The following is a 15,418-nucleotide window of genomic DNA, read 5'->3' as shown; positions in this document are numbered from 1 at the left end:
GTCAACTATAATCATAGATTTTACAAGTTATCATTAATAAACTTTTTAAATATTTTGTCAAAAAAGTAAAGATTACCTCCTTCAAATAGTTTATCAACTACTTCATTCAGCTTATCTTTAGCCGCCTCATAATACTCCCCTCCTACCTTTTTAATATTCTCAAATAACTCTAAACACTTTTTTAATGCATTGCTATAATCGTTTGGCTTACGAACCAAGTTCACACAACCTGTATATAAATCAAGAATTACACGCTGCATACTATTAACAGAACAATCATTAGCAACAAGAACTGCATCCAAACCACTTATATTAACAACTAATGAGAAATCGACTACATTCTTAAGTTTACTTAAAATTCCTGCAATGCTGGTAATTCCCAAGAAGCCGAGTGGTGTTGGTTCATTTTTAATGTTTGCATCTGTATTGTTCCTCTGGGTTCTTCTAAGATGCTTAAGTACTGGAAGTTTTTCCTCCTTCTCTTTTTCTACATTAAGTTCTAATGTTTCAATGTAATCTCGCGTATTTCTATCATATATCCGCTGAATAATCCATCCATCTCCAAATAAATCTACATCATAACTGCTATAGAACTTCCATTCAACTCGGTTTCCAAGATTCAGAATAAGATTGTTAACCTTATAGCCTTCAGGATCTACGTATATAGTGTATGTACTACTTCCTCTTGGAGCTGGAACATCCACTTGCAAAGTATCTGCTTCTACAGTATCAAGCCAGAAATAAGCATTATAGTTTGCACCATTCGATAAGAATTCTCTAATACTATTCTTCCCTTTACCTGTTCCATTAGACGGAACAATCATTGTTGTATAGTACTGATTAGCAATTTGAAGTAATACATTATTAGCTTTAAGACTTCTAATGATAAAATTTCTTACACTTGATAAGATTTCATTTACCTTCTCAAATACCTGTACAACAGGTGTAATCATAATATTAATTGAATCTTTAGCATCAAGAGATACACTTGCAACATCTACATCTCGCTTAACGTAACTATTGTTAATAAACGCAACTGTGTTCAAATACAAATTGAAAGGATTAGAAGAGTCTAAGACGCCCACATTATTGCAACGTCCTATCGCTCCAGCACCTTCAACCTTAAATGTATTTGCCACAACAAATGCATTACCTTGCGTGTATACATTGCCTCCGTTCATCTTGATGTAGATGCTTCCTTCTCCTGCATCAAAATCGTCATATGAAGACCTGCCATTTCCACCTTTACCGGTTGGAAATATTACATCGCCATTACCATGTGAAATAATCTCAACTCTTGTTGGTTCAAGTGACGCATTAACAATATTAATTCCACGTGGCATAGTAACCACTGTTACAAAAGCATCACTATCATCTCTTGCCACATCGCTAACCATAGAGATATTCCTAATGTATAAAGGAAGATCCGAATAATTATCAATATTTAGGCTTGGGATATATACGCTATTATAATAGGTTATAGTTCCACTTGCATTGCAGTTTGGTGCTTTAAGTGTAAACTTACCACCTCTGGTTCGTTTAATGTCATGAACTGTTATTGCATCCTTATCTACACTAACATAATTACCAGGATTCTTTAAACCAGTTGCTATAACATTACCATCTTCATCGATAAGAATGTTAACACCTGCAGCATATTCACTACAATATAAGTCAAGATTAACATTAACCTTGCCGTTAATCTCATAATTACCTTTCGCTTCCTTAGTAACCTCTGAGTGCGTAATTTTTTGAGTTTTCTCATTTATCCATCTTACTGGACGAACTACTAAATATTCTACAAGTTTATTAAATGGCCATGGCCAGTCTTTGGTCTCCTCCTCAATTTCGTTTACGGTTTCATCTACCCATGTTGTTATTTCCTCAACAATAGTATCTCCATATGCCTCTACATCACGTTTAATATTAATCTTAGTGTCATCAAGTCCATTATTAATAACAATCTCTGGACCCATAATAACTGCTTTATAGGCGTTATTACCTATGTTAATATCACCAATAACACTACCTGCAACATTAGCCTCAGCAGTAACTTTACCAGAAAAGCCTTCTATTTTGGCATACGATTTAGAATGCTCTTCAAGGCTTTTTGCATCGGTAAATATAAATATTGTGTCATAACCTATAATGCTTGCATTCCCAATATTTACAAGCAAGTAATTATTAGAATTCACACTACTTGACGCTATTGTATCAGATACTACGCTAATGGATTCCGCAATAGCTTCTGACATATGATTCTGTAAATTAATAAAGGCTCCTATAGTAACATTTTTGCCGTAAATATTAGTTCTCTTGTTACTATTTGATGCAATGACTACTCTCAAATCAACAATACTAATGATTTGAGTAAAAGGTTTATTTGTACCATATGCATTTTTTTCAATGTGATACTTAGCTTTTGCACTCAAATCGCTCTCTGATTGAGCCGCAATATAATTATCTCCTTGCTGAGCTGTGATATCACATCCACCACCAATATTAATATTTGTATTCTCGTTATATTTAATTTGTGGCCAAACCTCATAAATCTCTACAGCCGTACGAGCCTCTCCATTAGCAGCACTTGATATCTTAACATTTTGAGCATCTGCTTTTATTGCAATACCATATCCTGCGAATATAGTCGTGTTATCTTTTACATCCACAGTCGTATAGCGAGTATACTCATCTCTTATATGTAACTTACATTTATTTCCTAAACCTTTATTAGTATTAATAATTTCATTCTCAACATCGCCAGATGAAACTGCTAATACAGTAATGGTTCCATTTGGAGCTTCAATAGAGCTATCATAACCATTTCCTAAAATAACATTTACATTCTGTGATTCGACTTTACTCCAAATTGTTGAGGCTCCTAATAAATCAGTAGATAGAAAAATAGTTACATTTAAAATCTCAAGTGGATCTACCTTTAACTTGACATTATCCTTTGCAAGAATATCCACATTACCATTAGATATGAGCTTTCCGTAAATATTTGCTTTTACAAAAGTTTTACCAACTTCTACTCCATAAGAATAATTTCCAAGCTTGACTAAGGAATAATTACTCATCTTATTTAGATGCGTATAAAGGTCCAGTTCAGATAATGCAAGAACTGCAATATTGTTTCCAGTTGCTGTAAGAGTTACATTATCTCCAATCTCTGAAACAACCTCTCTTGCTCTAGCTTGTGCAGCTTGGGTAATTACCTTTACTCTACAAATATCTGCAGCCTTAATGTTAACGCTATTAGTCTCAATCTGAGCCTGAGGCGCACTACCCTTCGATGAAACTTCCGTGCCATCAGCAGATGTAACACTTATCTGATTAGCTGTTATATTACTCTTTCCAACAATCTTAGCGGTAACAGTACTTACGGCATCCGTTTCCGTACTCACAACGTTAGCACTTGCAACACTTATAGAGTATTTTGGTTGGTCAGCAGTAGCCTCAACATGAACAACATTTCCTAATGACTTGTTTTCATCACTTGCCTTTTCAACATCTGCGATTACATTAACTGCTCCTGTTGCATTTATGTTTGCATCATTAATATATGCGTTATTGATAACATCTGCTTTAGCAGTAATTTTAGTATAATCTGTCTCTACAAATGTAAGATTTAGTTTGCTTGAATTCGAACCGCCCTTGGCGATAGAATTAACCTCATTAAGCTTAGCCAAAACAGTAAGATTCTTTGCAGTAATATTTTTGTTTCTTCCATCTAAGGAGGCAGAATTATCTACTTCAACTTTAGCTGTTGAGATGTTTGATACAATTTTAGCAAATTCTGCTGTTACAAGTACTCCCTCAATATGGGCATAAGCTTCTACTAAGCTTCCTATGCTGGCAATATTAACGTTTCCTGTTGCATTACTAATATCACCTGTTGCAGAAGCTTTACCTATAGAAGACGCCATAGCTGTAGCATTATTAGATTTAGCGTCAGTAAAACTAATATTCACTCCAAAAGCAGATGGAGTTAAACTAGCATTTGCCTTGGATGCATAATTGTTAATTATATTAATATCTTTAACACTTATTACTGTTTCTTTAGCGGTATTATTCCAGGTGGCTTTATATTCACCTGCTGCATTTGCATCAACCATTACAGCACCAAGGGCTGCAAACTGAAGATTAGCCTGATCAGACCTTGCTCTGGCTGTGCTGGCACCATTTACTTTAATATTAATTTCGCCATTACCATTGCCTATCTGAAGCTTTTCGCCATCAAATTTAACATTGGCAGTAACTGTCATAGAAGACTCTGCATTTGCCTTGTTGACAGACAAAGAGCCAAGACTAATATCACCTGCATAAATTCGAGCTTCAGCAGCTGCCTCAGGTTCAATTGATATTCTTATAAAGCCCAAAACACTTATAGTTACATCAGAAGGCTTTGTATTCACCTCATTACTTGTAGATAAAATATCTAAAGAATTTGTTGTAACTACAGCATTCGACTTACCTACAAGCGAAGCTTTATTTGTTCCTGATAAAGTAGCTTCTACATATACAACACTACCTGTCGCACCTCCGACCGCACCAGATACACCTACAGCCAAAGCCTTACTCTTGCCTGTTGCTATAATTTTAATACTATCTGTAGCCGTAAGAATCCCATTTGTATCTATCAGCGCTTCATTGACCGCATTATTAGTAGCATATACAAAATTTATTGTAGCAGCAAACGTAATACCGGCCGCTCCTGTAAGTGCTGTAGTAACAGCCTCTGTTTCATATGCACTATCCTTTGTAAGACCAGCAGCTTCTACCCTAAGATTTTTACTCTTAAGCTCAAAGCTTCCCATTTCTACATAGGCTTTATTGATTCCATTAATATTTGCTATAGCAACTACTGCACCTGCACCTACTACACCTGCAGAAACACTACCAACAACAACCTTTGTAGATCCAGCCATACCAGCAAGTATGTTTATATCATTTGTAACATAAGTATTCATGCGTTCAATATATGCACTGTTTTCTGCATTGTTGTCAGCAATATCAACAGTTCCATTTACAGAATAAACACCTGTGGCAACTGAATAACCATGTACACAAAGACTACTATTTACTGTTGCAGTAATATCCAGTGAATCAGCAATTATATAACCATAATTGTTAGGATTATCAACATAGTGTCCCACATACGCTTTGTTAATTGTTTTATTATTGGCAATAACTACCGTTACTGGAACTGCTCCTATTCCTATATTTAAATTGCCAAGATATGCTTCAATATCTCCTTCTACTATTGCTTTAACATCTAATTTCTTTGATCTAATTCTTGTATATCCACCAATGTATGCTTTTGAATCCACTCTGCTATTTGATATGGATACCAAAGGAGATACAGCTACTCCGCCTGCTGCAAAAGCTCCATTAACAGTGAGCAGGTGTGCATTGGTAGTAGACTTAACATTTATTGAACCCTTATTAGCAGTGTTTTCCTGAGCAACACTATCTGTATCAAGAGTAGCTTTTACTGTTGCCTCGTTTGTAGAAATAGCTACACTTACAGATACAGCTACAGCTCCGCCACTTAATGAAACATTAAGTACTCCTACGTTTCCTAAATCAACTTTAGATGTGATATTTATATTACCGCGTTCTGAACAAACTATTCCATGTACAACAGCTCTTACATCAGCAGAATTGTTGAAATAAGAAACACATGCGCTGACTCCTACCTCACCACCAGCAACTGCACCACTTACAATAAAAATACCGTAATTAGACAATCTGCTGCCTGTTGTGTCTTTTTCAAGTGAATTTGCTTTGCTAACTGTATCAGAGCCACTTATGTATGTACGAGCACTGTTATAAAACCTTAAACTAGAATTATCTATTTTAACGTTCTCATGTGTTAATGTAGCTTCAACCTTTATGTCTTTGCCCGCATTGAGCACTGCATTATAATCTACAAGGGCAGATACATTTGACGTGATTATCACTACAGCAATACCTGCACCTACTCCAGCAGTACCACCACCTGCACCACCAGATATTACAAGAGCGCCTACGTTTTCTGTAGATACTACATTAATGTTTGAACCAGCTGTAAGAACTGAACCCTGTCCTACGTATGCAAGATTAACATCACTTGCATCTGTAATCTTTCCAGACAGATTCTCAGATGTAGCATTAGCTAGCGACGTATTCTGCGCTTTTGCATCTTCAACTCTTCTTCCTTCTTCGTTTGCATAATTCTGATATGTTCCACCATTAGCCCCCTTATCTGCTATAGTCTGGGCAGAATCTCTTGTAGGCTCTGTGGATGATTTAATCTCATCGACTAGATTATCAACTTTATAAGTTTCTCCTGCTCTTGTATCCGCATATTTATATCCATTCGTAGCAATCTCTTCCGGATGAATACCTGCATTTTCGTGGAATCTATCATAAGAGTCTTTATCAATTCCTTTTCCTTCTACTATTACTACAACAGCACCACTTACACCTGCAGCTCCTGCAGCACCTACAGTAAGTCCAAATGTATCCACTATTCTAGAAGATTTTGCCTCTACCTTTATGTCACTAGCACTATTAATGGTATTTAATTCGCCAATCTGAGCTTTAATTGTATTATGTGTAACCGCAACAATTGCACTTACTATTACAGCTGCTGTACCACTTCCTCCTATAGTTCCTGCTATACCTATGAAACTATAATCATCAATTGCCTGTATGTTAGTATTTTTGCCAGAATTTATTATTACATGATCACTCGTATAGGCATTAGAATTAATATTTGTAATTACTACATCAGCAGAACCACCTACTGCTGCAGTGCCTGAACCAGCAATACCACCAGCATTTTCATTTAGAGTTTCTGTAGTAGATGACTTTATAGTTACATCACCATTCTTAGTTGTAACTGTAACAAATGGTCCAATGTATGCTGAACTGTTGTTATTGAAGTAAATTACATTTCCTTCAAGGGAAATAGCTGCAGTGCCACTTGCTGTAACTCCACCTGCATTCAATATAATATCTGTATTTGCAGTTGAAGTAACAGATATATCTTTTTTAGCATATACATTTTTGTTTTCACCAGTTATATATGCTTTTACATTATTGTTGTATACAAGGACGTTTGGTGCCACACCAACAGCTGCAGTACCTGCTCCAGCAAAGCTGACTGCAATTAGAGTCACATTTTCAGAAGCATAAGCATCCACTTTAACGCTTCCATCATCAGATGTAATTTCTGATAAGTCAATAATTGCAGCAATTACCTCTGCACTATTAACAAACGTTACTATAGATACACCTACACCAACGGTTCCACCTACAGCTAAAGCTCCAGCTGCATCTATATTGTTATTATATGTATTGGCAACGACCTGAATATCCAGGGGAACATCTAAATCTGAAGGTATAGAGCCCTCTTTTGTCTTTGCCTTTAATGTGTTATGACCTCTTGCATAAGAGTGAACCTTAGATGATTTAACTACTGTATTGATAACACCTTCTACACCCACTTTGCCAGAAATAGAACCTGCAGCAGAAATAAGTCTGAATACAGAGTTTTCACCTGAGTCTATTGCAATACCACGTATCTTTTTCTTTTTATCCTTTGAGCCATTTGTAACTGAAGGAATAACGAGAGCCTTAAGTCCTCCACTATAAAGTGAAGAATAAGAATCTGCTACAGCTTCTATAGTATTATTTAATATTACTGTAGAGATAGTTCCTCCAGCAGCAACGGTCTTTGCTGCATTAAGTCCAGCAGCAATAAGCATAGTATCAGAATCAAGATATGAAGAAATACCTATAGAACCATCTGCATCAATCCTTGAAGCATTGTTTTTATCGCTCTCAAGGATAGCTCTGATTATATTCTCCTCAATTGATACAACAATAACTCCATCAATAGCATTCTCTGAACCTGCTGCTGCGGCAGCGAGAATATCAAGCATTCTATCATCGCCGTATGCACTAATTAATACATTGCCGCCAGCAATAAGATTGCATCCCTTAGCTACTGCTGCTTCCACGATTCTTCTAAATACGCCTACCTGCACTGTACCACCTGCAGCTGTTCCGCTTGAAGCAAGGGCTACATTAGCATCAACTGCAGTAAACTTTGTATCAGAAGAAGCTATAACATTAATATTTCCATATTGTGCAGTAATATCAGCTTTACTTATGATCTTTGCAAGAATCTTTGCCTTAGAAATGAGCACGTCAATAACAGCTGCAACACCCGCTTTTGACCCAATGGCTACTGAAGCACTTGCAAGAACACTTACTGCCTTATCTATAGAATTTGCTTTAACATTCACATTGCCGGTTCTAGACTTCAATAAAGTCTTATTCACACTATTTTCTGAACCAACAAGAGCCTCTGTGTCTGATTTATTAATTCCAACTACTACTGTTCCACCTGCAACTGCAGTGCCAGTCTTTCCCCCCTGAACACCTGCTGCTACAAGGATTGTATCGTTTGCATAATCTGCGTTAACATCAATATTTCCGTAAACATCAACATTTGCTCCATCATGAAGCTGAGCTATTGTCTTATGGTCAGTTACAAATACATTTACATTTCCACCAACAATTGACGTTCCAGATGCATTTGCGGATACTGCTGAAGCCACAGAAACAATAAGATTATTCAAACCTGTTTCAGCTTGTATCTTGAGACCACCCTTATTCTCTGACTTGATTTCAGCTCCATTTTTAATTTCAGCTTTTACATTACTATGATCAATCAAAACAACTATAGACGCACCTGCAGTGTTCTTTGCATTTCCTGCAGCCACACCGATGGTGTAAAGTCCTGAATCAGCCTTGTCTGAAGCATATACATATACGTCCTTTGGTCTATAATCATCTTCATCTTCTGAGTAATCACCATAATTTAGAGAACCTTTTATCAACTTTATATTTGCATTCTCACCAATAACAGCGTTTACATCAGTTTTAAGCAATGCAAAGGATACTGCTCCTGCACCATTAAAATCGCCCTGTCCAAGTGCTGCAGAACCGCTAAAGCTTTCAACATGATAGTTATCAAATACAAAGAGATTTATGATATTTGTTGCTTCCTGAACAGTATAAATACTCTTAATATCACTATCTGCTATAACTACTTCTTCATTTGAACCATCCCCCCTGGCTGTTACTGTCTTATTAGAAGAAATACCATCATAGACCTCCATTGCCTTATCAATATATTCCTTCAGACCCTGGCCTTCTAATAAATCTTCATGTACTTTAATAGCCTCTACATCAAGTGACCTGCATTCTATTACAGCATTACGACCTATAGACGCACTTATCCTGTCGTTTGCATATAGCATGCCATAAGATATGCCTAGTCCAACATTAGCCTTTGTTGAATAGCTAAGACTACCTGCCCTTACATATAACTTGTAGTCATCCTTAGCTGTAATACTAATATCACCACTCTTAAGATTAGCATTGTCACCAACTATTGCCTGTGCATTTGCATCTGTTATAAGTATTGCAACTGCACCTGCTGCTGCCACCTTAGTATCATTATTACCCTGAGCTTTTGCAATGCTTCCTGAAACTGCCTGGGCACCAAAATAATTATTGTCACAGTTCTGATTAACATCAGCAGAAATAATAATGAAGAATCCATCTTCATTTTCTTTCTTAGGTGCAATAACGATGCCATCTGCCAACTTTGCAATGGCCTCACCCTTATTTACCGCAACTGCAACACCAAGAGCTACTGCTGCTGTAGTAGGGAGCTGTGTCATAGTAATAGCTGTTCCAAGGGCTGAGAAATTAGCATCATTTTTAGCTTTTACTGTTACTTCAGAACAGTAAATCTTGCCTGCTACAGATGTTTCAGCCTTATGGTCTGCCACAAGGATACCAAGAGCTGCAGCTACATCTACCTTCTTTGATTCTGTACCCTTAGCGTCTGTAGATATATTGTTGTTTCCAGCTCCTGACTGGTTCTTATTAGTCACCTCTGTATTAACAGTACCTTCAGCTTCTATTACAGCCTTGCCTGTTTCAGAACTACTGTCTTTAGTAGAAGTAGATTCTGTCTTAACATTTTGTGTTTTTAAAAGATTTGTAGAAAGAGCCTTTGAATTAGTAGCCTCTCCTTCAGCCTTGTCAGACTTAGTCTTATTTAAAGCAGTGTTTATCTTTTCTGCAGTCTTGTTATCATTATTCTTTGTACCAGGCTGAGCAGAGCTGTCAGGCTTAGCCTTTTCCTGAGTAGTACCCTTTGCTAATGCAAGTGCAAGGCTTCGATCCGTATCTCTGGTTTCGGCATTTATATATAAAGCCGCTGCAGTAATAACACCATCAAAGGTAGCCTTTGCCTGAGAGTCAGACCATATAAAGGCAACTGCAGCACCTATTGCAGACTGATTACCAACTGCAAAACCACTAGCCTGATTTCTTGCTTCCCCACTATGAACTGCTTCAATTGCAACTTCAAATGCATTAATGGTTGGCTGTCCACTTATAAATGCATTTACACGATCTGATTCAATAAGAAGTGCAACAGAAGCATCCACAACTGTATTCATAGCAGAAGATGCTCCCTTCGCTACAGGGTCAGTACCTGCTACTGCAAATGTGTATCTATCAATATTTTCAACTGCAAATACTCTTACACCCCAATTTGCTTCAATCTTTGAAGCATTAATATATGCGTTTGTCTCAATTGTGCTGTAGTTAAGTGCAACAGACGCACCAACACCTACAGATGAAGATTTACCTTCTTCACCTGCCTTAGCATTAGGATTCTTTGGATTATTATTTGAATCTGTTGGAGGTTTTGTATTTGTAGCAGTATTATCCTGTCCTCCAGCATTTTGCTTATTTTCTCCATTTACTTCGACAATCTTCTTTCCATCATCGGATTTACTGTTACCATCATTACCTTCAGCCTTTTTGCTGTCTGCTATAGCTTCATTTTCATTGCCATCCTTATCTGTATCATTCTTATCTGGCTCACCATTTAAAAGAGCTGCAGAGGCAATTGTCTCCTCATTATTGTCGATAGAACCACGGATATAGATATTACCAATTTCATCTACTATATAAATGGTCTTATTTCCACAGTCAATAAATGCATCAACATTACCATTTATCACTGCTATTGCCACGCTACCAGCAACACCAACATTGCCTGCACCTGCACCTGATACTGCATAAGTCTTCAAAGTGTTAACGTCATAATTGTATGTTTCATCTATAGCATTAGTTGCAGTAACTCTAATATCTTTAGCCTTGATATCTCCATTTGTCTTAATGTGAGCTTCATTCTTAATCGTAATTACGTTAATAGCAACTGCTGCTCCAACGCCTACAGAAGAACCTGACTCAACCTGACCATTAGAATCACACTTAGCTGCTACTGAAGATGAATCCGCAAATACGTATGCAGAAGTTGTATTTGAAGATGTAACCTCTATAGCAGTTTCAGGCGCGTTAATTACTGGCACCTCAAATACTGCAATACTCTCGTTGCTCATTACATTGACAACAAAAGCTGCAGCCACACTAACTGAACCCTCAGCGGTCTGTCCCTTCTGACGGTTTGCAGTCAACTTATCTACTTCATTTTCATTTACATTCTTTGTACCAACATTCTTAGAAAGACTCTTTGCACCAGCTATGGCTTCATCTGCCTGCTTATCCTGGTCTCCATCACCATTACCCGCATCAGCATCTCCGTCATCAGAGTCGCCATCAGTCTTTCCACCATTCTTCATTGCACCCTTTGAGCTTGCACGAGCATGAGCCTTAGTTAATACACTCTTGGAAACTGCATTAATCCTAATATTATTTGCGTTGATTTCGCTCTTACCTTTTGCATATGCACTATCATTAAGAACAGTAACGATCAAAGCACCGCTTCCACCATTCTGGCTTTCTGCCTTTGCGTCAGCAGATACAGTACGCTCTACATTATTTGTAGCGTCCTGCTCAAAATCGCCATCCATATTTGTTATCTCTGTTGAAGGAATAAAGTATGCATAGCTTTCTGTGTTTGCACCGGAAACAACAACTGTTACAGATGGAGAAACGCCCACCTTACCAGTTGCACCTGCTGTAGCTTCTATCTCTTCAACAAGATTATTTGCAGCATCAATTGCCATGGATGCGATGTCACTATTGATAACTGTCTGCGCATTCTCAGAACCAATTTGAGCAATAGTGTCTACACCACAAACATCTACAGAAATAGCTACACCTACACCAACCCTTGCATTGCTTTCGCCAATCTCTTCGTTGGTTGTAGAAATAGTCTTTATATTTTCATTTGAATTTGCTTTTACTGTTAAACCATCATCAGTAACAACAAGCTTAGCCTTCTCACCTACGAGAGCCTTTGTACTAATTGAAGCTACATCAATAGCTACTGCACCTGCGATACCATATTCACTCTTATCTGTATGTCCAGCTACTGCCTCAGTATGAACTGTTACAGGCAAACCTTCTGAACCAGAGTTTGCAGATACAACAAGCTCCTTCGCCTCAATATTACCCTGTTTTATTTCTGCCAAGCTCTCGTGATCAACTATATTAATTGCTACTGCCGCTCCTACAGCCACATTTGCATCATCCTCATCCTGTGCACTCTGAACCTGGGATGCGTTAGCTATTGCCTTTGAATATGTGAAAGCATCAGCTAATAATCTGATTGCTCCGGCAACAGCCTTGACTGACTTAGTTGTTTCGATAATAGCTTCTACTGTATTCAAAAGAACGTTAACAGCCAATGCTCCTGCAAGCTGGCTTGAGCTCTTCTTTACAGATGCAGCAGAATCGTTTTCAGGATCTGCAGACTGAGTTGCATCATCAAATACCTTGTCTATTCCATCCTGCTTCTTTTCATCTTCCTTAGGCTCCTCACCTTCTTCAGATGGATTCTCTTTATCGTCTCCTGTTATTCCCTTCTTTAAATTGTCAATCTTATCCTTATCATCAGAATCAAGCTTATCGCCAATCTGATTTTCTTCTTTTGTATTTCCAGCTGCTGTAAGCAAACTTGCAGCACTATCCTTTGAATTTTCTACTGAACGCTTATCAGTATCGTCGCCTTCCTTGTCAGATTTTGTATCTGCATCACTGGCTGCCTTACCATTATCCTTATCATCTTCGCCTTCAGCATCATCTGCTGTTTCAGGTACATAAGAGATTGCAGATGTTAATACACTTTCAAGTGCCTCTGCAAGAATATTTATAGAACCCTTTGTTGATTCTACAAGTGCGTTTTCTATTACATGTGCTACTACATTCTGAATAGCTACAGAAACCGCTATGAATCCTCCATAGAGGTTACCTGACTCAGTTACTTCTTCACCGTCTGCTGTATTTGCTCCGTTATTCTTTGCCGCCTGGTCACCATCTCCATCATCAGTATCGGCACCTGTCTTCTGTCCCTTCTCATCCTTCTTCTCTTTGTTCTTTGCATGAGAAACAGTGGATGCCTTAATCTTTCCAGTTGCCTCCATGGAAATATTCTGTTCTGCTTTCAGATATGCATTACCCTTAACCTCTACCTTAGAGTCATTATCTATAGCTGCAACAGAAATTGAAACTGGAAGTGCACCTACTGTAGATGCAACCTCTAAGTTCACTGTGCTGTCAGATAAAAGCTTAATTGCCCTTGCTGTAATATTTCCAAGAACACTAATTCCAGCTTCACCTAAAAGTACACCTGCAGCGATTGGAATATACCACTTTGCAAGATTCTCATTGGAAGCTGCTGTAGTAATAGCTGAAATTGCTCTACCTATAACTGAACCAGCTGCCTGGATTGTTCCCTTGAGATTAACAACTGCCTTACCAACCTTGACTGCTATAAAGTTAATTCCCTTTAATGCCTCGTTGTCTGCCTCTGGTACAAGTGGCTGGTCCTGCTTGCTGCTAGACTTAATGTCGATGTTATTTCCCTTTATGGTCTTGCCTTCTTCCACATCTACAGATGCTGTAGATTTAATACTAAATACAGAGGCTTTACCATCATTAGGAACTGCCGACTGAACAATTTCTGAAATTGATTCAGGCATTGGAATCATCTCACTCAAATCGATATTGTAGTCATCTGAATCATTGGCTCTAATAACTACATTTCCTGAACCTGTATCAATGTTCCCCTGAACCTTTACCTCCTTACCAACTATTAAAAGGTTCATTCCATTTGTTGTAATATTTCCAACTTTTACTGCCTTACGTTCTTTTCCAACCTTAAGCTGTGAAAAAGAATGTGCAAGATTATCTGCTAAAGCAGATGGAATAACAGTAATAGAAGTTTTCGTGGTATCCTCAAGACTAATGACATAATCTATAAAGGCTTTATTCTGAATAGGAGTTGTTCCCTGCTTGAATACCACCTCAGTTTTATTTTCAAGTTCATCTGTGAATGAACCTACTCCAATAGAATTAATTTGTGTCTTTAGACCTTTTTCAGAAACCAGATTAATATCAAACTCATCAGAAGATTTTTTCTGGATATAAGTCTTCTCCTCTGAAACACTACTATCTGAACTGCCATGAATAACACTATCAACGCTATCCTTGTTCAACGAACCCGTAAGATGTAATCTGTCATCTGCATCACCATTTATGGTAATCGCCGTAGCCGACTCATATACGTGATCTAAAAGAGTCTTTAACATCAAATCTCCACCAACACTGGTGTCTATTTCATAAACATCCGCTCCATCACCACCAGTCAATTCGATAACTATTGAACCTGTATTGGTAACAAATGGATTATCCAAACTAGAGCTACCGGATACCCCATTTATGATTATGGTATCAGCCCCCTCACCAGTATCAATCTTAATTTTTGCATCCTTACCTGCATCTACTGTCAGATTGTCATCTTTTGTTGTTCCATAGATGCTTGTGTCGGAATCGATTACAGTGATTTTATTGCCCATAGAAAGATAAATTCCACCGAGAATGACAGTGAGGCCATCAATATAAATATCACCATTCACTGTAGCTGAACCATTTCCAGCTGCAGAAATAGTAGTCTTAATTAGTTCGCCCTCTTCATCTGTCTGGTAAGAACCATCACCAAGAATATAAAGAGTCTTGTCGCCAAGTTTAGAAAGATCTGCACCCTGCAATGTAATATTGCCATCATAAGTGCCACTGTCCACAGTAACATAGCAATCAGCTGGATCTTCCAGATTATTGATTGCCTCTTCTATCTGTGTCTGAATTGCATTCTTCACTACTGTATCAACAGTTTCAGCTTCAACTTCCTCAGCCTCCTGAGGCTCAGCTGCTTCCGCTGTCGAATCATCTTCCTCCGCATATACAGTAATACCACATAACCCAAAACATATCACCAATGCAAATACAAGGTTTGTAAAAAATCTGAATCCTTTTCCCATAGTAGAGCCCTCACTCAAAACTATTACAATCACATCGCTACTTTTTACTC

At 37.8% G+C, this 15,418-nt stretch carries 1 protein-coding gene; it reads right to left on the bottom strand.

Features of this window, described 5'->3' with window-relative positions; translation table 11 throughout:
- Nucleotides 1-20: 20 nt before the first annotated feature.
- Nucleotides 21-15,368: a hypothetical protein gene (locus tag G592_RS0104455; protein ID WP_028246751.1), complete on the bottom strand. Its 15,348-nt coding sequence runs from the start codon at nucleotides 15,366-15,368 to the stop codon at nucleotides 21-23.
- Between the last annotated feature and the right edge of the window lie 50 nt (nucleotides 15,369-15,418).

The sequence above is a fragment of the Pseudobutyrivibrio ruminis CF1b genome (assembly GCF_000424005.1).
Classification (GTDB): Bacteria; Bacillota; Clostridia; order Lachnospirales; family Lachnospiraceae; genus Pseudobutyrivibrio; species Pseudobutyrivibrio ruminis_C.
This window is presented reverse-complemented; position numbering and strand designations above follow the sequence as displayed.

Coding starts and splice junctions, on each gene's coding strand:
- G592_RS0104455 (WP_028246751.1), bottom strand. CDS start 15,368: ATGGGAAAAGGATTCAGATTTTTTACAAACCTTGTATTTGCATTGGTG.